The organism is Klebsiella pneumoniae, from assembly GCF_000742135.1.
Taxonomy (GTDB): domain Bacteria; phylum Pseudomonadota; class Gammaproteobacteria; order Enterobacterales; family Enterobacteriaceae; genus Klebsiella; species Klebsiella pneumoniae.
On sequence record NZ_KN046818.1, the window covers coordinates 1,369,906 to 1,392,526 of the forward strand.

Genomic DNA, 22,621 nt, shown 5'->3' on the forward strand with positions numbered 1-22,621 from the left:
GCAACCTGATATCTTTATCTGTACAAGAAAATAGAGTTGTACAGGATGCCTGAATTCGTTAGTTTAGGTATTAAGGTATCAGGTTGATGTGAGGCTGCTATGGCGTTTTACAGTATCGGTGAAGTCGCCGAACGTTGCGGAATCAATCCGGTCACACTGCGCGCCTGGCAGCGTCGTTACGGTCTACTGAAACCGCAGCGTAGCGAAGGCGGGCATCGACAATTTGATGAAGAAGATATCCTGCGTATCGAAGAGATCAAGCGCTGGATAGAGCGCGGTGTATCAGTAGGGAAAGTCAAAGCGCTGCTGGAGGATAACCTGCCGGCGGCGCGCGATGAATCCGCGCATCTTCAGGAAGAGATGATGTCCATTCTGCGTTATATGCAGCCCGCCAGAATCCGCGCCAAATTAATGGCGCTCAGTCATCAACACCCCGTTGATACCCTCATCGATAGCCTGTTAGTGCCGGTACGACAGCGTCTCAAGCTGGATCAGAATACCTCGCTGGTGATTAGCAGCATGCTGGACGGCCTGTTAATTGACTGCGTAGCGTTGTTTCTCGCCGAAGCGCGTAAAAAAAATGGCAAAGAGACGCTGCTGGTGGGCTGGAGCAATGAGGACAGGACGCGTCTGTGGCTGGAGGCATGGCGTCTTTCCCAACGCGGCTGGCATGTCAACGTTCTCGCCGAACCGCTGGAGTCGCCGCGGCCTGAGCTATTTCCCGGGCAGCATATTTTCGTCTGGACCGGACGTGCCGCCACGCCTCTGCAGGAGGAGCTGCTCAGCCACTGGCAGGAGCAGGGCTTCAGCATCCATTTTCACGGCCAAAATTAAGCGCCCCGATCCGTGGTGCGGATCAGGGCTTGAGTGCTGGGTTACAGGTGAATCTGGCTCCAGGATTTGAACGTTTCGCTGCGGCTGATATTAAAAAAATCGGTTCTACCGCTGCAGCCGAGCTTTTTAATCAGATTCAGCCGGATCTGATAAATGGTTTTTATATGCAGGTTTAGCGACCGGCCAATGCTGGCGACCGCTTCGCCATTGCTGATAAGTTGAATAACTTTCTTTTCCCGCTCGGTAAACTGCACCGAGGCGCCTGGCGCCGGATGGGTTTTGTAATAGCGGGTGGGTTGATGCAGAAATATCTTTAACTCTTCCGGCGTCGAGTTGGCCGGTAAGCGCAGCATAGGCAGTTCACTAAGAAAATTAAGATCGTTGCCTTCGGTTAACAGAATAAATAATGTATCCCGCCGATTATAGTTGTGCTGCAGTACCGCGAAATAATTGTCGCTGGTGAAGAAAACATGTTTTTTGCGGAAGTAAGATGCCGGCAGGCTATTCAGGATCAGCGACATCCCATAGAGAAGAAAACCATTATCAAACCACAGATCGTAATGCTCAGAACGATAGCAAGTATTATGGTGTGACATTTTTTTGCCTCAGTTAGCCGATAGAGACCCAGGCGCGCCGGTACAGCAGGTCGAAGCCTGCTGCCAGCACAGTGGGTTTATTTAATGATGAGGTTTGCTGTACAGCATATCCAGCGCCTGCAGATAGAGATCGGAAAGTATTTCGTTACTTTCCGTTTGCAGACGATGCTGGATTTCCGTAATCATCCGCTCATTATTTACCGTTCTGTGCTGCTTAATGAGCGTATTCTCAATATTCTTCATCAGGGCCGAATTGAAGACAAACTCTGCTGGAATGGTATTTTTAATATGCATAGCTCGAACTCTCCCACGTATAAAGCAAACAGACAATAAAAGTCGCAGCGTACCGTTGGTACGCGCCAAGTCACGAACAGGAAATGTATAACCAGGAACCACCGTCCGACTCGCTGCGCAATCGTCAAGCTTCCCCGCTTTGTTGCGCAACAAGCAGTTAACACTCCAAAACTATAGACGCTGATTTCACTATGTACAACTTTTTTCATTACTATATGTACAACGTAACGGCTTATTTTTTGTGTGTGTTTTAATTTGTTGATTTATAACAATTTTATTAAGTGATAACTTGTACAGAAAAGTCGGGTTGTGCAGGATTTAGCTGTAAAACCAGCGGGAAGAAGCTGATGATGGTAGAAGAAAGCCAATTGTGAAAATTCTGTCATGGCTGGCGAAATGCATGAAATTGCGCCGACGCGCGAAGGGGTAAACAGCAACGCTGTCGTCGACAGGTGGCTTTCTTCCGCGTCGGACTCTGAGCATAGCGGAAAATATGATGAGGCTTTGTCTGCTTTTTGCACAGTAAGGTAAAGGGGTAACGTCTGCCATGTCGTAAACGGCCCATTCGATTTGTTGGCGAATAAGGGCTGTGCTACGCTTTTTGGTAACGACGCGGCGGTTTGGCATCGTTATTTTTCCCCCATTTCCCTGTCGAGTCTTATACTCCTGTCACGACCGGTAAATACGGCAAAAGCTTTCTGTCCCTGGACAGGCCTTGAGGACTGAGGAGGGAAAATGCGCGGCAAAAGCGTGATGCTCCTGGCCGGGTTAGCCTCTCTCGCGCAGGCGAACGAACTTAACCTCTATTCTGTGAATACCGGTTCCTATGTTTACCATCTGACCAATAATCACGGACAATATACAGAGAATTTCGAAAATCATTTTTTCTCAGTGGAGCGGAAATTCTCTGCAGACTCCAAATACAGCCTTCTGCTTGGCACTATGAATAACAGCTTCAACGATCGCTGCCTGGCGCTGGGGGTGAGAAGAGACTGGTACCACAGCGGCAGCGGGTGGACCTTCAAAGGCGTTTACGGCTATACCGGCGAATTCTTCTTCGACGCCTTCGAGCATTGCGGCGATCATGGCTCCTATAAAGACTTTAAGGACGCCACGGGGATCGGCTTTTCACCCTATATCTACCACGCTATCCAGTATAACTTCACCGATTATTTCGCCGTTGAAAGCGGCATTATTATTCCCAGCGTGTTTGTGATTAGTATCCAGTGGAGCTTCCGCTAAATCGTCCCGTTGTCGGTTACAAGGTAATCACCTTCCTGAGCAGCGTACTGGAGAGCGCGGCAAGGGAAATGAGCACCGACAGGACAAAGGTCAGCGCTATTACCCCCAACTTGGTGGCTAGCGAATGCACAGGGATGAGCATCACTAGCAGGTGAAACACGGAATAGTGGAGGATATAAACTCCGGTCATCGCTTTACTGACCGTCGCCAGCACGGCCTCTTTCCACTCGCGGTTCTTTTTAAACTGCACGGCGTTAGCGGCGATCACCAGCAGGACGATCAGGATATAAATTTGCGATCCCGTGAGAATGAACGCATTACGATCTGCTTTAAACAGGGCGAAGAAGAAATGGCGTTCATAAAACCAGGTAAATAAATAGACAAAGGGCAGGGCGATAATCGACCCTTTAATCACCTGTGGGTTGCGTATCCACTCCGCGACCTTTGGATCGTTAAACAACTGCCCGGTTAAATAAAACAGTAGCCATGTCCACAGGCGATACTGCGGCGGCAAACTGAAAAGATGTCTGTCCGGGTAGATCACCGAGAGCAGGTCGTAACCGTAGGAGCAGCACAGCAGCGTCAGGAGCACGGCGAAAAAGAGCCCGCGCCGCTGGCTGAGCCAGGCGATCAAAGGATGAAAGGTATAGATGACAATCAGGGCGAAAATAAACCAGGGCTGGATCAGGTAGCCGCGCTGGTAAGGCTCCCAGACATAATAGACCGTCACCCAAAACAGAAAGACGATGACCACGCTTTTAATTTTACCAATTTGCCAGTTGGCATCGTGGCGCGTCTGCGCATCAAGATAGCCGGCCACGACAAAAAACAGCGGCGTCGCGATGGTCGAGATAAAGGTCAGCAGCCCGAGGATCCAGTGATAGTCATAATCAAAGCGATCCCAGGTGTTATAGATGGTGAAAAAGGTCACCGCTGTCATACAGCCTAATGTCTTGATAATGCTCAGACCGGTACTGTTCATCGTTGAGGCGTCATATCCTTATGGTGAAAGCAGGCGTAAATCACCGGCAGAACCAGCAGCGTCAGCACGGTGGCAAAGGCGAGGCCGAACATGATCACCACCGCCATACTCTGGAAAAAGACATCGCGCAGCAGCGGGGCCAGGCCAAGTACGGTGGTGAAGGCGGTCAGCAGGATCGGCCGCAGACGAGAGGTTGCCGCATCAATAATAGCTTGTCGTTGATCTTTCTCCTGTTTTTGTTGCTCTATCTCTTCTACCAGCACAATGCCGTTACGGATCAGCATACCGCTCAGGCTGAGCAAGCCGATTAAGGCCATAAAGCCGAAGGGGATGCCGGTAAGCAGAAAGCCGGGTGTGACCCCGATCAGCGCCAGCGGAACGGTCAGCCAGATGGCGACGGCGTTTTTCAGCGAACTGAACATCAGCACCGTTATGATAAACATCACCAGATAGCCAAGCGGCAGGGTTGTAAACAGTCCCTGCTGCGCCTCACTGGAGTTCTCGGCATCGCCGCCCCATTCGATACGGTAGCCGTGGGGCAGCGGCAGTGCGTCAATGCGCGGTTTCACCCGCGCGAGAATATCACCCGAGGTTTGGCCGCTTAGCGGGCTGGGGTCGGTCTGGACCGTCAGCACCCGGGTACGATCCCGGCGGAGGATCAACGGATCTTCCCACTCCAGGGCGAAACCATTGATGACGTTACTCAGCGGGATATATTGCTGGCGACTCTGGCTCCAGACCAGCACATTATTCAGATGGTTGGCATCCTGACGTTCTGCTTCCGGCGGCCGGACGATCACTGGCAGCAGATCGGCCCCTTCACGATATAACCCGGCGCGACTCCCGGAGAAATTCATCTCCAGCGCGTTATCAATATCCTGTTTATCCACCCCCAGCTCGCGTCCCAGCGCCGGGGAATACTGCGGGCGGATCACTTTGCTGCGGTTCTGCCAGTCATTACGCACGCTGTCGGTCGCCGGGTCCGCGGCGAGGATATCGCCTATCTGACTCGCCAGCGCGCGCAGCGTATCCGGGTCTGGGCCCTTAATGCGCACCTCAATCGCGCTATCCCCGGAGGGCCCGAACATAATGCGTTTGGTGCTGGCGTTAACCTGCGGGTAGTTTCTGGCAATCCAGTCCTCCACGTGGCGGGTGACAGGGGCGATGCCGCGTTGATCATCCATCCGCACCATAATCTGCGCGTAGTTGCTGTACTGGCGCTGCCCGCTGTAGGTGAGAATGAAACGCATACTGCCCTGGCCGATGGTGGAGACGGTGGTGACCACCCCCGGCTGACCGGCTATCGACCGCTCGATATCCCGGGTCATCTTCTCCGTGGCGTTTATATCGGTACCGTAGGGTAGCCACAGGTCGACAAAGAATATAGGCGTATTCGATGACGGAAAAAAATTCTGCCGAACAAAGGTAAAGCCCCAGATCGCTCCGGCTAACAGCGCGCCCATCAGCACCAGGGTCAGGGTCTTTTGCTGCAGCAGTATTCGCAGCGTCTGCTGATAGCCACGGTAAAAGCTGCCGCGGTAAGGATCGGCCTTTTCCTCCGCGGCGGCGGCCGACGGGGCGTTTTTAAACAACCACCACTTAATAAGCACCGGGGTGATGGTCAGAGCGGAAAACCAGCTCAGCATCAGGGAGATCAGCAGCACCTGGAACAGCGATTTGCAATACTCCCCGGTAGAGTCCTGGGAAAGGCCAATCGGCGCGAAGGCGAGGATGGCGATGATCGTCGCGCCAAGCAGCGGCAGGGCAGAGCGACGGATCACATAGTTAATCGCGCCCAGCAGCGGAGAGCCTTGCTGACGGGCGATGAGCACCCCTTCGACAATCACAATGGCATTGTCCACCAACATACTCAGGGCGATGATAAGCGCTCCGAGGGAGATCCGTTGTAGTTCGATCCCCCAGATATACATGATAAGCAGGGTGCCGAGAACGTTGAGCGCCAGCGACAGAGCAATAATAATCCCGCTGCGCACCCCCATAAATACCAGCAGCACGCCGACGACAATCGCCAGGGCCATCAGAAAATTGGTAATAAAGCCATTGACCGAGTGGGCGACCTCAGCTGCCTGATCGTAAAAAATATCGATGTCGATGCCCGCCGGTTTGTCGGCGGCCATCTGCTGGAGGCGGGCCTCGAGAGCGTGGCCGACGTCAATAACGTTGACGCCAGGGATAAAAGAAACTCCCATGGTCACCGCCTGGCGCCCGTTGGCATGATAGATACTGGCCGGCGAGTCGGTTAGCCCGCGCGACAGCGTAGCAATATCCCGCAGTCGGGTGGTGGCGCTGGCGCCGTGAGGGCTGACCAGCAGATCTCCCAGCTCATCGATGCTCTGAAACTCACCGGTGGGGTGGAGGCGGATCGATTCGCTGCCAACGCGGATCTCCCCGGCGCTGGACACCACGTTGAGTCGGGCCAGGATTGCGGCGAGCTGGTTGAGGGTGATCCCGCGCGCCGCCATCTTCGCCAGCGAGATATCCACATTGATCTGCTGCGGAATGACGCCGCCGATAGCGACTTTACCGACCCCCGGCACCAGCACCAGCTCCCGGCGCAACTGTTCGGCATAGCGCACCAGCTCCGGGTTGGTAAAACTGTCGCCCGAGATAGCGAAGAAAAAGCCAAACACATCGCCAAAGTCATCGTTGACGAAAGGGGGGACTACGCCAGGGGGGAAAAGGCGGCTGGCGTCACCGACCCGGCGACGTAGCTCATCCCAAATTTGCGGCAGCTCGCTGGAATGGTACTGCGAAGCAATATTCACCGTAATTTGCGATAAGCCATTCGAGGAGATGGAGCTGACGTTATCCAGCGAGGGAAGCTGCTGAATCGCGTTTTCAAGCGGCAGGGTAACCTCCTCTTCCACCTGCTGAGCGGACGCGCCAGGGTAGTGGGTGACGATCACCGCCGTTTTGATGGTGAAGGCGGGATCTTCCAGGCGGCCGATATTGAGCAGGGCGAACAGGCCACCCACCCCTAACAGCAAAATGGCTAACCAGACGCGGGTCGGGTTGTTAATAAACTGACGGGAAATATCCATTTATAATCCTCGTTCACGCGTCCAGACCCGCACCGGCTGCCCGGCATGCAGCTCGCTCACGCCCGCCGCAACCACCTGTTCACCCGCGCGGAGACCGTCGGTGATCGCCACTCCCTGCGAAGTCACCTCGCCGACGGTGACCTTACGCTCCTCAAGATATCGATGCGCGTTATCGCCTTTCACCACCCAGACTACCGGCTCGTTCTTTGGCCGGTTATCGGGGTTAAACACCGCCTCCGCTGGCACAATGAGGGTTTCCCGCCCGGCGCTGGCCGGTAAATTACCGAGATTGACCGTCACGGTGCCGCTGACCCCGCCGACGGCGGGAAAATCATCTGGCCGCGGCATGGTTAACACGATCTGCCAGGTGAGGGTGCTATTGTCGCTGCTGCCGGTATGCTCTTTGTATTCCGCGGTAAACTCGCGGCCCGGCAGGGTATTGATCCTGACGACGGGACGGTAGGCGGTATTGCGGATATCCAGGGAGGTGAACAGATTTTCGGGAATGCTGAAGACCACATCCAGCAGGTCGGTCCGCGTCAGGGTGATCACCGGTTGGCCGGCGGCGACCACCTGATGGTTGCGGATATGCACGCCGGCGGCAATCCCGCTAAAGGGCGCGATGAGGCTCATTTGCGCCAGCTCTTCGCGAGCGATTTTTAAGGCCGCATTGGCGGCATCGCGATTGGCGCGCTGCACGTCCATCTCCGCCTGGGAAATCGCCTGGCGCCCGGCCAGAGTCTGGAAGCGGTCGAACTGACGCTGGGCGAGAGTGGCCGCCGTTTGCCGCTCATTGACCCGTTGCTGGGCCTCGCGGGCATTCAGGCGCGCCAGCGTTTGCCCCTGGGCGACGCTTGCCCCCTGACGAATATCTAGCGACTCCACCTGGCCACCCCGCTTAAACGACAGTTCGGTGGAATCGCCAGACTCAATGCGTGCCGGAAACGTTCGCTGCTGGGTATTGCCCACGGCGGTCACCTGCGCCACTTTAACCATGCGCGGGGCGGACTCGACGGTGGGGGCTTTCTGATCGCAAGCGGTTGTAAATATAATAACAACCGGGATGAGAGAAAAATAACGGTTCACAATATTCCCCTCAGATTCAGGATTTATTTTACATTTTTATTACATGGCGCCTGCTTATTCTGCGAGAGCGGCTACGACCAGATAAGTGAAGAGCCCCACCGCTGTGCAGGCGACAATGGCCAGCGCGACAAACAAACCCAGGCGTAACAGGCTATAACCCAACATAATTTCCTCCCTTTACTCCCACCCGAACCGTGAATGTCATTTAATTCGGCCCCCACTGTGACCACCGGACATTCGGAGCGGCATGCCTGCTTGTAATCAGCATAGTCGGAGAAAATATGAAGTGTTAAAAAAGAGAATGCCGCGAGCGTTGGCGGCATTGAGGGGAAAGCGCAGGAGATCCGCAGGGAATATGCGGTTTTTATAATATTTTTCAGTCTATTAATCCGCCATTTTCTAATGTTAATTTTCCTGTGCTACGTTTAATAACATCTATTCCGCTCGCCGCTTCTGTTGTTGAGATTTCGTTCCTCCCCAAGTAAGGGGCTATTCATCACTACGCATTGTATTGGTAATAAAAGGATTATCTCATGTATAAAAATATCGTTGTTCCCGTTGACGTGTTTGATGCGGGCCTGGCCGACAAAGCGCTCTCTCATGCGAAATTCCTCGCCCAACATTCTGCCGGGCAAATTCATCTTATCCATGTTATTCCGGCCTTTTCTCCTGTATTAACCCGCGGATTTATCTCTGATGCCCGAAAGATGGAAGACCATTTGCTTAATACCGCTAAGGAAAAGCTGAGCGAGCTGGTGAAGAAAAATGGGCTTGCGGAAGACGCCAGCCATCTTTATGTGCGCAGTGGCAATGTTCGCGATCAAGTGATTGCCCTGGCCGATGAGCTGAAAGCGGATGTGGTGATTGTCGGTTCGCGCAATCCGGGTATCCAGACTCATCTGCTGGGCTCGGAAGCGGCCAATATCGTGCGCTATGCCCATGTACCAGTGTTCGTTGTGCGCTGATGATGGCGGGATGTCGCCCTGACTTCCGCTTCAGAAATCGAGGGAAAGAGTATGAATACAGATAAACCGGGGGCGCCCTATTATCAGCGCTCCGTCGAGGAGACTCTCGCCAGCGTGCAGAGTTCGCCGGAAGGGATTAGCGGAACAGAGGCGGCTACGCGCCTGCAGCAGTATGGCGAAAACGCCCTGCCGCAGAAGCCGGGTAAACCCGCCTGGCTGCGTTTTATTGCGCATTTTAACGATGTGCTGATCTACGTCCTGCTGGCGGCAGCGCTGCTCAAGGCGGTGATGGGCCATTGGATCGACATGGCGGTGATCCTCGCCGTGGCGGTGGTCAATGCGCTGATTGGCTTCATTCAGGAGAGTAATGCGGAAAAATCGCTGCAGAGTATCCGCAATATGCTGTCCAGCGAGGCGGTGGCGATCCGTCAGGGCAACCATGAAACCATCCCCACCACCTCGCTGGTACCTGGCGATATCGTGGTGATCCGCGCCGGCGACCGTATTCCCGCCGATCTACGGGTGATTGAGGCGCACAACCTGCGGGTGGAAGAGGCGATCCTCACCGGCGAGTCGACGGTGGTGGAAAAAACCACCGAGCCGCTAAGCGGCGATTTACCGCTCGGCGATCGCAGCAACCTGTTGTTTTCCGGGACCACCGTTAGCTCAGGGGCGGGAAAAGGGATCGTGGTGGCCACCGGCGGCGATACCGAGCTGGGCCATATCAACCAAATGATGGCGGGCATTGAGAAACACCGCACGCCGCTGCTGGTGCAAATGGACAAGCTAGGCAAAGCCATCTTTATCCTTATTCTGGTGATGATGGCGGCGCTGTTCGTCTTTAGCCTGCTGTTCCGCGATATGCCGGTCTCCGAACTGATGCTGTCGTTGATTAGCCTCGCGGTGGCATCGGTCCCGGAAGGGTTGCCGGCGATTATCTCGATTATTCTGTCGCTCGGCGTACAGGCGATGGCCCGTCAGAAAGCGATTATCCGCAAGCTGCCGACGGTGGAAACCCTCGGCGCGATGACGGTTATCTGCTCGGATAAAACCGGGACCCTGACCATGAACGAAATGACGGTGAAGGCGGTGATCACTGCCGACAGCGTCTATCGGGTGGAAGGGGATAGCTATGAGCCGGTCGGTAAGATCCACGCCATTGACGATCCGACGCCGGTCACGATCGCGCCCGGCTCGCTGTTCGAGCGCTATCTGCGCACCATCGATCTGTGTAACGACAGCCAGCTTATCAAAGAGGAGAGCGGGCTGTGGAAAATCACCGGCGGCCCGACCGAGGGGGCGCTGAAGGTGCTGGCGGCGAAGGTCACTCTGCCGCCGCTGACCAGCGAACTGCGCAGTAAAATTCCTTTTGATTCGCAATATAAATACATGTCGACCCTCTACCGGCTGGGTGAAGAGGAGGTAGTGCTGGTCACTGGCGCGCCGGATGTCCTGTTCCGCCTGTGCCAGTATCAGCAGAGCGACCGCGGATTGCAGCCGCTGGATCTCCCGTACTGGGAAGGCAAAATTGAAGAGTACGCCCGGGAAGGGCTACGGATGGTGGCCGCAGCCTGGAAGCCGGCTGCCGCAGGCCAGACCGAACTGACCCATCAGGATCTGCAGCAAGGGGTGATTTTGCTAGGGGTCGCCGGGATGATGGATCCGCCGCGTCCGGAGGCCATCACGGCGATTGCCGACTGCCTGCACGCCGGGATCCGCGTGAAGATGATCACCGGCGACCACCCGCAAACGGCGATGAGCATCGGCAAGATGCTGGGGATTGGCAATGCGGGAAATGCCATTACCGGACGCGAGCTGGAGGTGATGGACGACGCGCAGCTGAGCGTAGCCGCGCAGCAGTTTGATATCTTCGCCCGCACCAGCCCGGAAGATAAGTTCCGCCTGGTGCAGGCTCTGCAGAGTAAGAAAGAAATTGTCGGAATGACCGGCGATGGGGTGAACGATGCCCCGGCGTTGAAGCAGGCTGACGTCGGCGTGGCGATGGGGATCAAGGGGACCGAGGTGACCAAGGAGGCCGCCGATATGGTGCTGACCGATGATAACTTCGCCACCATCGCCAGCGCAGTCCGCGAGGGGCGCCGGGTGTATGACAACCTGAAGAAAACCATTCTCTTCGTCATGCCGACCAACCTTGCCCAGGGGTTACTGATCGTGATCGCGCTGCTGGCGGGCAACGTACTGCCGCTCACGCCGGTGTTGATCCTGTGGATGAACATGGCCACCTCCGCCACGCTGTCGTTTGGCCTGGCGTTTGAAGCCGGTGAGAAAAATATTATGCGGCGGCCGCCGCGCGATCCGAAAATTCACGTGATGGACGGCTTTGCCATCTGGCGCGTAGCGTTTGTGGGGTCAATGATTGCGGTCAGCGCCTTTATTCTCGAAGCCTGGCTGCAGCCGCGCGGCTATTCGCCGGAGTTTATTCGTACCGTGCTGTTGCAGACTCTGGTCACCGCCCAGTGGTTCTATATGCTGAACTGCCGCGTATCGGATGGATTCTCGTTAACCAAAGGTCTGCTGGCCAACAAAGGGATCTGGATCGTCAGCGGCGTACTGCTGCTGCTGCAGCTGCTGATTATCTACGCGCCTTTTATGCAGATGCTGTTCGGCACCACCGGGCTGCCGTTCCGCTACTGGGTGATCACCTTTATCATCGGCTTCGCCATGTTCCTGATCGTGGAACTGGAAAAACCGCTGACCCGCAAATGGCGTTCCGCCTGACGGCGTGAAGCGCTGAACGAAAAAGAAAAGAGGGGGCATGCCCCCTCTCTGGCTGACGACCAACCTGTTTCGTCATTGTGCTCGCATTTCTGCCGGGTGGCGGCTTTCGCCTTACCCGGCCTACGAAAGACTTCAATATCAAACCGTTATGCAGTTATCTGTAGGCCCGCGCAAGCGCAGCGCCGCCGGGCAATTCCTGAAGATTGCACGTTGTCAGCAGTTTGAGAGAGGGCATCGCCCTCTCTTTTATTATGGTTCACGCTTGTTGCGCTTTACTGTTTCGGCTCGGCGACCACGGTGCTTCCCACGCCGCGGTTATTGTACTCCCACATGCGGTTGAAGCCGTTGTCGTTGAGGTTGCGCTGCAGATTGCCTTTGTCATCGGCGCTGCCGGTGTTGCCGCTGAACGGGCGGCCGGAGCCTACCGCCGCCGCCCACGGCTGGGCAATATTAAAGCCTTCATTGATAGCGCTGTCGCGGATCACCACCTGGCCGTTGCTGTTGCCATCGACGTCCAGCGCGCGGCCGAGCTGCGCGACGTTATCCCCGGAGGCGGTGAAGCGGCTGTTGGTCGCCAGGAAGCCGTAGGTCACGCTCTTCAGAGTAGCCGGCGCGAAGACGTAGGCCTCTTTCTGGGTACGGGAATTCACCACGCGGAAATCGGTGTTATCAAACACCACCGCGCCGCGGCCGGAAACGATATCCACATCGCCTTCAATGTAGCTGTTGGTCACCAGGGTGCGGGTCTGACGGTTGTCCTGCAGACGGTTTTGCACGCCGCTGTTGGTCACGAAGAAGGTGTTCTGACGGCCAAGAATATTGACATTATTGATCTGCACCTGGTCGCCATCGCTGCGCAATGCCACCGCCTGGTGGGTACCGGCGTCAACGCTGTCGCCGAGGTTGTTGGCGATGGTCAGGTTCTGCAGCTGCAGACCATTATTCTGTGACCAGAAGACTGCGGAACACATTACGCCGACGGTCGCCGCGGATTTGCTTTGGCAACTGTCGAACATATACCACGCCGGTTTACCCGGCATATATTTACCGCCTGGATTGACCAGACGACGCCAGGTGTTGCGATCCATCTCGGAATCAATGGCTTCGCTGATTTTCACGTCGATTGGCTTATCGCCAGTACCATACAGGGTCAGGGCGCCCGGCGCCGCCGGAACGTAGACGGTTCCCGGGTACTCGCCCGGCATAATCGCGATATACAGACGACGGTTAGAGTGACGGGCAATTGCCGCATCCACCGCCGCCTGAATGGTGGTATGGGTTACGCCCTGGGTTCCCGCAGGGCCGACGATAAAGTCAGGCTGCGCCGGCAGGCTGATAGCAGACGGCGTCCAGGCGGCGGCGTTGGGAGCCAGCGACTGGAAATAGGCCGCCGGCGTGAAGTTTTTCGCTTCTTCGGCGTTGAGTATGGGACGCGCGGTAGTGCCCGGTGCAGTCTGCGTTGAGGGCTGTTGATCGGCAGGCGTCGAGCTACAGGCGGACAGCGTCACGCCGAAGGCCAGCGCCAGCGCCAGACGGGAAACGGAATATGTGTTCATGTTGCTCCGGGCAAAATTAAGCGTAGTGAAATACCCCGGCTGAGACGCCAGGGTATAAGTCCTTTAAAACCTGCTGTTTTATACTAACTTGAACGAAACGGGAAGACGTGGACGGAAAAACTTACCGTCTTTACGCAACGCGCAGCCCCGCCGGATGGTCTTTAGTCACAAAAAAATAACATTTCCCTGCGCTATTGTTGACTTTACCGGCGTTATGAAAATAAATGTCTATACAACCCATGACAAGTTAAGCGCTATGACTGAAGCCACTTCCGAACTCGTTATCTGGCGAAACGGGCGTCTCGCCACCCTGAACCCCGATCACGCTCAACCTTACGGCCTGCTGGAGCGCCATGCGCTGCTGGTGCGCGACGGCCGCATCGCGGCGATTGTCGCCGAAGATGACGTCCCCAGCGGGCGCAGTATCGATCTTGAAGGCCGGTTGGTAACGCCGGGATTAATCGACTGCCACACCCATCTCGTCTTCGGCGGCAGCCGGGCCCAGGAGTGGGAGCAGCGGCTGAACGGCGTGTCGTATCAAACCATCAGCGCCAGCGGCGGCGGCATTAACTCCACCGTGCGAGCCACGCGCGACAGCAGCGAAGCTGAACTACTGGCGCTGGCCCAGCCGCGTCTGGAACGCCTGCTGCGTGAAGGGGTGACCACCCTGGAGATCAAATCCGGCTACGGCCTCGACCTGCCAAACGAACGCAAAATGCTGCGGGTCGCCCGACAACTGGCCGATCATAATGGCGTGGAACTGTCGGCGACGCTGCTCTCCGCCCACGCCACGCCGCCGGAATATCAAGGCGATGCTGACGGCTATATTACGCTGGTCTGCGAGACCATTTTGCCGACGCTGTGGCAGGAGGGACTGTTTGAAAGCGTTGACGTCTTCTGCGAAAACGTCGGCTTCAGCCCGCAGCAAACTGAGCGCGTCTTTCAGGCGGCGCAGGCGCTGGGCATTCCGGTAAAAGGCCACGTTGAGCAGCTCTCGTCGCTGGGCGGCGCGCAGCTGGTGAGCCGCTATCATGGGCTTTCCGCCGACCATATCGAGTATCTGACGGAAGAGGGCGTGGCGGCGATGCGCGAAAGCGGCACCGTGGCAGCCCTGCTCCCCGGCGCGTTCTACTTCCTTAATGAAACCCGTAAACCGCCGGTCGAGCTGCTGCGCAAGTACCAGGTGCCGATGGCGGTGGCGACCGATTTCAACCCCGGCACCAGCCCCTTCGCCAGCCTGCATCTGGCGATGAACATGGCCTGCGTCAAGTTTGGCCTGACGCCGGAGGAGGCGTGGGCCGGGGTGACGCGCCATGCCGCGCGGGCGCTGGGGCGCCAGGCCAGCCACGGCCAGCTGGCGCCGGGCTTTGTCGCTAACTTCGCCATCTGGGATGCTGAGCATCCCGTCGAGATGGTGTATGAGCCGGGGCGCAGTCCGCTCTGGCATCGCGTTGTTCAAGGAGAATTGCAATGATGCTGTGGCAAGCTACGCCAGCCAGTCTCTGGCAGGGACGCGACGACAGCGCGGAAGCGCCCAATGCGCTGCGCCTGTTCCAGACCATCGCCCGCGCGGAACGCTTCGCGCCGCAGGAGATGCCCGGCGATATCGCGCTGCTCGGCTTCGCCTGTGACGAAGGGGTCCGGCGTAACAAGGGGCGTACCGGGGCAGCGGACGGCCCGGCGACCCTGCGCCGGGCGTTGGCCAATATGGCCAGCCATCAGGGTCATGACCGCTGCGTGGATATGGGCACCATCAGCGTCGACGGCGAGCAGTTAGAAGCCGCGCATCAGGCGCTGCGCGAGGCGGTGGCCGACTGTCAGCGGGCGGGTAAACGCACGCTGGTCCTGGGCGGCGGCCACGAGACGGCCTTCGGCCACGGCGCTGGGGTACTGGATGCCTTCCCAGGCGAAAAAGTGGGCATTATTAATCTCGATGCGCATCTGGATCTGCGCTTTGCCGACTGCGCCAGCTCCGGGACGCCGTTCCGCCAGTTGGCGCTGGAGTGTGACGCGCAGCAGCGCGGTTTTCACTATACCTGCATCGGGGTTAGCCGGGCGGCGAACACCCAGGCGCTATGGGATGAAGCGGCGCGCCGCCAGGTGGCTATCGTTGAAGATCTGGAGGTGCTGACAGCCTTCGAAACTCGCGTGTTGCCGGAGCTTGAGCGCAATATCGCGCAATTCGACCGCCTGTATCTGACTATCGATCTCGACGTGCTGCCGGCGCGAGAAATGCCGGCGGTGTCGGCCCCGGCGGCGCTGGGCGTGCCGCTGGGCACGCTGCTGCGCATCGTTGAGCCGCTGTGCCGCAGCGGTAAGCTGCAGGCGGTGGATCTGGTGGAGTTTAACCCGCTGTTTGACATTGACGGTCAGGGCGCTCGCGCGGCGGCCCGTGTGGCATGGCAAATCGCCCATTGGTGGCGCTAGCGATCCGCGCTATTATTTTCGTTTCGCCGCTCCGCTTATTACGCATAAGGAAAGCCAGGCCATGTTTGCACAACAACCTCGTTCCGCGCCCGCGCCTTTCTATGAAAAGGTGAAGCAGGCGATCAGCGAAAAGATCCACAGCGGCGTCTGGCGACCGCATGACCGTATCCCGTCGGAAGCTGAGCTGGTGGCCCAGTTCGGCTTCAGCCGGATGACCATCAATCGCGCGCTGCGCGAGCTGACGGACGAAGGCCTGCTGGTCAGGTTGCAAGGGGTGGGAACCTTTGTCGCCGAGCCGAAAGGGCAGTCGGCGCTGTTCGAGGTGCGCAGTATTGCCGCAGAAATTGTCGCCCGTCACCATCAGCACCGCTGTGAGGTACTCCTGCTTGAGGAGACCCGGGCGGATCATATTCAGGCGACGGCGCTCAGCGTCCCGGAAGGCACCCGCATCTTTCACTCGCTGATGGTGCATTACGAAAACGAGGTGCCGGTGCAAATCGAAGATCGCTGCGTCAATGCCGCAGTGGTACCGGACTATCTGCATCAGGACTACACCGCCACCACGCCCCATGATTACCTGTCGCTGATCGCACCGTTAACCGAAGGTGAACATATTGTTGAAGCGGTGCAGGCCACGGCGGAAGAGTGCGCGCTGCTGCATATTCACGCCCACGATCCGTGCCTGCTGATCCGTCGTCGCACCTGGTCGACAACCCACATCGTCTCCCACGCGCGCCTGCTGTTCCCCGGTAGCCGATATCGTCTGCAGGGGCGCTTTGGCTCCTGATCCACGCTGGCGTCAGCAAAACGTGATTGCTGACGCAATATAACAAAATTGTATCATTTCTGTTAAATCCTGGCTTGCGCATGCTTGTATAGACAAGTATATGTATCTACGTAAACAACGTTCATTGTCAGGAGAAACCCCGATGTCGCAAAGCAAATATCGCCAGCTGGACGTCCGTGCGCCAAGAGGCACGACGCTGACCGCGAAGAGCTGGCTGACCGAAGCCCCGCTGCGTATGTTAATGAATAATCTTGATCCCGATGTCGCCGAAAACCCGCACGAGCTGGTGGTCTATGGCGGTATTGGTCGCGCAGCGCGCAACTGGGAATGCTATGACGCTATCGTGAAGGCGCTGAAGAACCTGGAGAGCGATGAAACCCTGCTGGTGCAGTCCGGGAAGCCGGTGGGCGTATTCAAAACCCATGAAAACTCACCGCGCGTGCTGATCGCCAACTCCAACCTGGTCCCGCATTGGGCCACCTGGGAACACTTTAACGAGCTGGATGCCAAAGGGCTGGCGATGTACGGCCAGATGACCGCCGGCAGCTGGATCTACATCGGCAGCCAGGGCATCGTGCAGGGTACCTACGAAACCTTCGTCGAAGCCGGTCGCCAGCACTACCAGGGCAGCCTGAAAGGCCGCTGGGTATTAACCGCCGGTCTGGGCGGCATGGGCGGCGCGCAGCCGCTGGCCGCGACGCTGGCCGGCGCCTGCTCGCTGAACATCGAATGTCAGCAGAGCCGCATCGATTTCCGTCTGCGTACCCGCTACGTGGATGAGCAAGCGACCTCGCTGGATGACGCCCTGGCGCGCATCAAAAAATACACCGCCGAAGGGCGGGCCATCTCTATCGCGCTGTGCGGCAACGCCGCGGAGATCGTACCGGAGCTGGTGAAGCGCGGCGTGCGCCCGGATATGGTCACCGACCAGACCAGCGCCCACGACCCGCTGCATGGCTATCTGCCGAAAGGCTGGAGCTGGGAAGAGTATCAGCAGAAAGCCGAATCCGACCCGCAGGGCACTATTCTGGCGGCGAAACGCTCGATGGCCGATCACGTGCAGGCGATGCTGGCCTTCCATGAGATGGGGGTCCCAACCTTCGACTACGGCAACAACATCCGCCAGATGGCGCAGGAAGTGGGCGTCAGCAACGCCTTCGATTTCCCGGGCTTCGTGCCGGCCTATATCCGCCCGCTGTTCTGCCGCGGTATCGGCCCGTTCCGCTGGGTAGCGCTGTCCGGCGATCCGCAGGATATCTACAAAACCGACGCGAAAGTGAAAGAGATCATCAAAGATGATCAGCATCTGCACCACTGGCTGGATATGGCGCGCGAGCGCATCAGCTTCCAGGGACTGCCGGCGCGTATCTGCTGGGTCGGTCTGGAGTGGCGGCAAAAGCTCGGTCTGGCGTTTAACGAAATGGTGCGCAGCGGCGAAGTCTCCGCGCCGATCGTCATTGGCCGGGATCACCTTGACTCCGGCTCCGTCGCCAGCCCGAACCGCGAAACCGAAGCGATGCGCGATGGTTCTGATGCGGTCTCCGACTGGCCGCTGCTCAACGCCCTGCTCAATACCGCCAGCGGCGCGACCTGGGTGTCGCTGCACCACGGCGGCGGGGTAGGCATGGGCTTCTCGCAACACTCCGGGATGGTTATCGTCTGCGATGGTACCGATGAAGCGGCGGCGCGTATCGCCCGCGTCCTGCACAACGACCCGGCCACCGGCGTGATGCGTCATGCCGACGCGGGGTATGAGATTGCCATTGAATGCGCGGCGGAACAGGGTCTGAATCTTCCGATGGTGGCGGCAACGCAGGGGAACGCTAAATGAAATCTTTAACTTTGATCCCGGGTCAACTCAGCCTGTCGCAGCTCCGCGACGTTTACAGCCACCCGGTAAATATTACCCTCGACAGCGGCGCGTTTGCCGCCATTGACGAGAGCGTGGCCTGCGTCAACGCCATCCTTGCCGAAGGGCGTACCGCCTACGGCATCAACACCGGTTTTGGCCTGCTGGCGCAAACCCGTATCTCGACGGAAGATCTGGAGAACCTGCAGCGTTCGCTGGTGCTATCCCACGCGGCGGGCGTTGGCGAGCCGCTGGACGATGATCTGGCGCGGCTGATTATGGTGCTGAAGATTAACAGCCTGTCCCGCGGTTTCTCCGGGATCCGCCTGAGCGTGATCCAGGCGCTGATTGGCCTGGTGAATGCCGGCGTGACGCCGTGGATCCCGGCCAAAGGCTCCGTCGGCGCTTCCGGCGACCTAGCGCCACTGGCGCATATGTCGCTGACCCTGCTCGGAGAAGGTAAAGCGCGGGTACGCGGCGGCGAATGGCTGCCGGCCACCGAAGCGCTGCGTCAGGTGGGGCTGGAGCCGATTACCCTGGCGGCGAAAGAGGGGCTGGCGCTACTCAACGGCACCCAGGCCTCGACCGCTTTTGCCCTGCGCGGTCTGTTCGAAGCCGAGGATCTGTTCGCCTCCGCGGTCGTCTGCGGGGCGTTAACCACCGAAGCGGCGCTGGGCTCACGTCGTCCGTTTGATGCGCGCATCCATGAAGTGCGCGGCCAGCGCGGGCAGATTGATGCGGCGGCGCTGTATCGCCACCTGCTGACCGAAGATAGCGCGATCTCGCAGTCGCACCATAACTGCAGCAAGGTGCAGGACCCGTACTCCCTGCGCTGCCAGCCGCAGGTGATGGGCGCCTGCCTGACGCAGATCCGCCAGGCGGCTGAGGTGCTGCTGGCTGAAGCCAACGCGGTCTCCGATAACCCGCTGGTCTTTGCCGCCGAAAATGACGTCATCTCCGGCGGTAACTTCCATGCCGAACCGGTGGCGATGGCCGCGGATAATATCGCGCTGGCGATCGCCGAAATCGGCTCGCTCTCCGAGCGCCGCATCGCGCTGATGATGGACAGCCATATGTCGCAGCTGCCGCCGTTCCTCGTCAAAAATGGCGGCGTCAACTCCGGGTTTATGATTGCCCAGGTCACGGCGGCGGCCTTAGCCAGTGAAAACAAAGCGCTGTCGCACCCGCATAGCGTTGACAGCCTGCCCACCTCCGCGAACCAGGAAGACCATGTTTCCATGGCGCCGGCTGCCGGTCGCCGCCTGTGGGCGATGGCCGAGAACACCCGCGGGGTGCTGGCCGTTGAGTGGCTGGCGGCGGCGCAGGGGCTGGATATGCGCGAAGGACTGACCACCAGTCCGCTGCTGGAAGAGGCGCGTCACTTGCTGCGCGAACGCGTGCCGCACTATACGCAGGATCGCTACTTCGCCCCGGATATCGATAACGCCATTGCGCTTCTGGCGGCCCGTCACCTGACGCGTCTGCTGCCTGCCGTACTGCATTAATCACCGTTGTTCTCTGTACCCGCGTCGGGGGAAGTCATTCCCCCGACCGCCCTACACCGCATATTTGTCGTCATATAAAAAAATCAGGACACCTGTATATGCAACAACAACACAAGCCACATCTGCTGCGCGGGCTCAATGCCCGACACATTCGGTTTATTGCGCTCGGCTCCGCTATCGGCACCGGGCTGTTCTATGGCTCGGCCTCAGCCATCAAAGCGGCGGGCCCGGCGGTGCTGCTGGCCTATCTGATTGGCGGCGCGGCGGTGTTTATCGTCATGCGCGCGCTGGGCGAGATGGCGGTGCGCAACCCGGTTTCCGGCTCCTTCGGCAGCTATGCCCGCCAGTATCTCGGGCCGCTGGCCGGGTTTATTACCGGCTGGACCTACACCTTTGAAATGGTGATCGTCGCCCTGGCCGACGTCACCGCATTCGGTATCTATATGGGGTTGTGGTACCCCGATGTGCCGCGCTGGATCTGGATCCTCAGCATCATCTTCTTTATCGGCGCGATGAACCTATGCAACGTGCGGGTATTTGGCGAGATGGAGTTCTGGCTGTCTCTGGTGAAGGTGGTGGCGATTATCGCCATGATGCTGGCGGGGGCGGGGATCATCTTCTTTGGCTTTGGCCACAGCTTCCCGGCCACCGGGCTGGAAAACCTCTGGAGCCACGGCGGCTTTGCCCCTAACGGCTGGCAGGGCGTTATCGCCTCGCTTGGCATCGTGATGTTCGCCTTCGGCGGGGTGGAGATTATCGGCGTCACCGCCGCGGAAGCGAAGGATCCTAAGAAGGTGATCCCGCAGGCCATCAATACCATTCCGCTGCGCATTATCCTGTTCTACGTCTGCACCCTGGCGGTACTGATGGCGATCTTCCCGTGGAACAGCTTTGGCGAACAGGGGAGTCCGTTTGTGCTTATTTTCGACGGTCTGGGGATCCCGGCGGCGGCGACCATCCTTAACATCATCGTGATCAGCGCCAGCATCTCGGCGATTAACAGCGATATTTTTGGCGCCGGACGCATGATGTACGGCATGTCGAAAGAGGGGCTGGCGCCGAAAAGCTTCCAGCGCATCGCCAGCAACGGTGTGCCCTGGATGACGGTGGTGGTCATGGGCGGCGCGCTGCTGGCGGCGGTGGTATTGAACTATCTGATCCCCGAGCAGGTATTTGTGCTAATTGCTTCGCTGGCGGCATTCGCCACGGTATGGGTGTGGCTGATGATTCTGCTATCCCATTTTGCCATGCGCCGCGGTTTGTCTGCCGAAGAGCGCAGCCAGATCGCCTTTCCCATTCCGTTCTGGCCGGTTGCGCCGCTGTTGACGCTACTGTTTATGGGGCTGGTCATCGCCGTACTAGGGATGTTTGCCGAAACGCGGATGGCGCTGATCGCCGGCCTGGTCTGGCTCGGGCTGCTGACGGTGGTGTGGTATGCGCGGGTGCGTAAAACGGCGCTGCAGGTAGCCACTGAACAGTAAGGCCAATTTCCCCGGTGGCGCTGCGCTTACCGGGGCTACAAATGGCACGGACCGTAGGCCGGGCAAGGCGTCAGCCGCCGCCCGGCATAAAAGCGGCTCCGTGCCCGCGGCAATCGCCCGGCGGCGCTGCGCTTGCGCGGGCCTGGGGGTATTGTAGATACTGCTATCGGCTTGTAACGGTTTTAATCCGGTAAAAACAGTTGTTTTGTATTAATTCCGAGCACATTGCGCTCCCGAAATGTCTTCTACGTTATGTTACTCATGGCGCAGGGAGCGCACAGGGGGCGGCCAGTCGCCGCCGCCCCCTGTACCCCCGGGCTTCGGCCAGCAACATCGCCACTGCGTGGTGCCTTCGACTTATCCCTGCAGGCTTCGGGTCGGGCCGAGGCAGCGTCCTTGCAAAACACGGCCCTCAGCCCGCATCCATGCAGGCTGCCCCGGCCTTCCGGGAACGTCTCAGCGATGTTGAGGCCGCCAGCCCCGGCAGTTTCAGCAGGACTGGTGGGTAACTTCACGGCAGGTCGCACGCACCGTAGGCCGGGCAAGGCGTTAGCCGCCGCCCGGCATAAAAGCGGCTCCGTGCCCGCGGCAATCGCCCGACGGCGCTGCGCTTGCGCGGGCCTGGGGGTAGTGTAGGTCGGGTAAGCGCAGCGCCACCCGAAAAACAAATGGCGCCGCGGGTACCCCGGATAAGGCGTAAGCCGCTATCCGGGGGGATAATTAACTGAACAGGGCGGTGATGGAAGCGCTGGCGAGCGAATGGAAATGGACGTTAAAGCCGACCATCGCGCCGCTGGCCTCAGCATCCACCTCAATTTTCTCGACGTCCAGGGCGTGGACGGTGAAGATATAGCGGTGGGTTTCGCCCTTCGGCGGCGCCGCGCCGCCGTAGCCTGCCTTACCAAAATCGGTGCGGGTCTGAACGGCCTCTTCCGGCAGCTCCGCCTGACCGGAACCGGCCCCTTGCGGCAGGACGCGGGTATCGGCCGGCAGGTTTGCGACCACCCAGTGCCACCAGCCGGAGCCGGTCGGCGCATCCGGATCGTAGCAGGTCACCACAAAGCTTTTGGTTCCCGCGGGCACATCATCCCACATCAGATGCGGCGAAATATTGTCGCCATCGTAGCCCATGCCGTTGAAGACGTGACGATTAGGCAGCTTACCGCCGTCCTGGAGATCGTGACTGATCAGTTTCATGCTTCATCCTCATTGATAA

The 22,621-nt window shown here is 58.4% G+C and carries 18 protein-coding genes; 11 read left to right on the top strand and 7 right to left on the bottom strand.

All coding sequences use genetic code 11. From position 1 onward, the window contains the following. The first annotated feature begins 99 nt into the window (after window positions 1–99). Window positions 100–834: a MerR family transcriptional regulator gene (locus DR88_RS18575; RefSeq protein WP_004176830.1), complete on the top strand. Its 735-nt coding sequence runs from the start codon at window positions 100–102 to the stop codon at window positions 832–834. Window positions 835–875: 41 nt separating this feature from the next. Here DR88_RS18575 and DR88_RS18570 read toward each other — a convergent pair whose 3' ends face one another. Then, window positions 876–1,430, bottom strand: coding sequence for a helix-turn-helix transcriptional regulator (locus DR88_RS18570; RefSeq protein WP_004151695.1), 555 nt, complete (start codon window positions 1,428–1,430; stop codon window positions 876–878). Window positions 1,431–1,511: 81 nt separating this feature from the next. Beyond that, window positions 1,512–1,724: a biofilm development regulator YmgB/AriR family protein gene (locus tag DR88_RS18565; RefSeq protein WP_002895280.1), complete on the bottom strand. Its 213-nt coding sequence runs from the start codon at window positions 1,722–1,724 to the stop codon at window positions 1,512–1,514. 384 nt (window positions 1,725–2,108) lie between these two features. Here DR88_RS18565 and DR88_RS30455 point away from each other — a divergent pair, with 384 nt between their 5' ends. Both DR88_RS30455 and DR88_RS18560 read left to right on the top strand, forming a co-directional pair. Beyond that, on the top strand, window positions 2,109–2,255 hold the full coding sequence (locus tag DR88_RS30455; RefSeq protein WP_004229842.1) for a hypothetical protein: 147 nt from the start codon (window positions 2,109–2,111) through the stop codon (window positions 2,253–2,255). Between the two features lie 204 nt (window positions 2,256–2,459). Next, window positions 2,460–2,966, top strand: a complete 507-nt coding sequence (locus tag DR88_RS18560; RefSeq protein ID WP_002895283.1) for a hypothetical protein — start codon at window positions 2,460–2,462, stop codon at window positions 2,964–2,966. Between the two features lie 16 nt (window positions 2,967–2,982). Here DR88_RS18560 and DR88_RS18555 read toward each other — a convergent pair whose 3' ends face one another. From DR88_RS18555 to DR88_RS18545, 3 genes are read right to left on the bottom strand one after another with little or no spacing between them, the layout of a single operon-like run. After that, window positions 2,983–3,906, bottom strand: a complete 924-nt coding sequence (locus DR88_RS18555; RefSeq protein ID WP_002895284.1) for an acyltransferase — start codon at window positions 3,904–3,906, stop codon at window positions 2,983–2,985. A gap of 38 nt (window positions 3,907–3,944) precedes the next feature. Next, on the bottom strand, window positions 3,945–7,010 hold the full coding sequence (locus tag DR88_RS18550) for an efflux RND transporter permease subunit (protein ID WP_004147661.1): 3,066 nt from the start codon (window positions 7,008–7,010) through the stop codon (window positions 3,945–3,947). Next, entirely contained in the window at window positions 7,011–8,096 is a 1,086-nt protein-coding gene (locus tag DR88_RS18545; protein ID WP_004147662.1) for an efflux RND transporter periplasmic adaptor subunit, read from the bottom strand. 533 nt (window positions 8,097–8,629) lie between these two features. Between DR88_RS18545 and DR88_RS18540 the strand changes: the two genes are divergently transcribed. Both DR88_RS18540 and DR88_RS18535 read left to right on the top strand, forming a co-directional pair. Beyond that, window positions 8,630–9,061 carry a universal stress protein gene (locus tag DR88_RS18540; protein WP_004183465.1) on the top strand — a complete coding sequence of 144 codons (432 nt, stop codon included), beginning with the start codon at window positions 8,630–8,632 and terminating at the stop codon, window positions 9,059–9,061. 51 nt (window positions 9,062–9,112) lie between these two features. Then, window positions 9,113–11,800, top strand: a complete 2,688-nt coding sequence (locus tag DR88_RS18535) for a cation-transporting P-type ATPase (RefSeq protein WP_004147665.1) — start codon at window positions 9,113–9,115, stop codon at window positions 11,798–11,800. 272 nt (window positions 11,801–12,072) lie between these two features. Here DR88_RS18535 and DR88_RS18530 read toward each other — a convergent pair whose 3' ends face one another. Next, a complete protein-coding gene (locus tag DR88_RS18530; protein ID WP_004147666.1) occupies window positions 12,073–13,356 on the bottom strand; it encodes a putative acyl-CoA thioester hydrolase in 1,284 nt (427 codons plus the stop codon). 154 nt (window positions 13,357–13,510) lie between these two features. Between DR88_RS18530 and hutI the strand changes: the two genes are divergently transcribed. The 6 genes from hutI (at window position 13,511) to DR88_RS18500 (ending at window position 21,405) form a co-directional block, all read left to right on the top strand. Continuing rightward, window positions 13,511–14,830 carry an imidazolonepropionase gene (hutI, locus tag DR88_RS18525; protein WP_004153329.1) on the top strand — a complete coding sequence of 440 codons (1,320 nt, stop codon included), beginning with the start codon at window positions 13,511–13,513 and terminating at the stop codon, window positions 14,828–14,830. Beyond that, on the top strand, window positions 14,827–15,783 hold the full coding sequence (gene hutG, locus DR88_RS18520) for a formimidoylglutamase (RefSeq protein ID WP_020804490.1): 957 nt from the start codon (window positions 14,827–14,829) through the stop codon (window positions 15,781–15,783). Before hutI ends, hutG begins: the two co-directional genes overlap by 4 nt. Window positions 15,784–15,844: 61 nt before the next feature. Continuing rightward, on the top strand, window positions 15,845–16,570 hold the full coding sequence (locus DR88_RS18515) for a histidine utilization repressor (RefSeq protein WP_002895358.1): 726 nt from the start codon (window positions 15,845–15,847) through the stop codon (window positions 16,568–16,570). 142 nt (window positions 16,571–16,712) lie between these two features. After that, a complete protein-coding gene (hutU, locus tag DR88_RS31410) occupies window positions 16,713–18,401 on the top strand; it encodes a urocanate hydratase (protein WP_004151699.1) in 1,689 nt (562 codons plus the stop codon). Then, window positions 18,398–19,924 (top strand): histidine ammonia-lyase, encoded by a 1,527-nt coding sequence (gene hutH, locus DR88_RS18505; RefSeq protein WP_004147671.1) that lies wholly within the window; start codon window positions 18,398–18,400, stop codon window positions 19,922–19,924. The genes hutU and hutH overlap by 4 nt, the downstream gene beginning before the upstream one ends. 98 nt (window positions 19,925–20,022) lie before the next feature. Beyond that, window positions 20,023–21,405 carry an amino acid permease gene (locus DR88_RS18500; RefSeq protein ID WP_004147672.1) on the top strand — a complete coding sequence of 461 codons (1,383 nt, stop codon included), beginning with the start codon at window positions 20,023–20,025 and terminating at the stop codon, window positions 21,403–21,405. A gap of 720 nt (window positions 21,406–22,125) precedes the next feature. Here the strand turns inward: DR88_RS18500 and DR88_RS18495 are convergent. After that, a complete protein-coding gene (locus DR88_RS18495; RefSeq protein WP_002895575.1) occupies window positions 22,126–22,602 on the bottom strand; it encodes a kinase inhibitor in 477 nt (158 codons plus the stop codon). Between the last annotated feature and the right edge of the window lie 19 nt (window positions 22,603–22,621).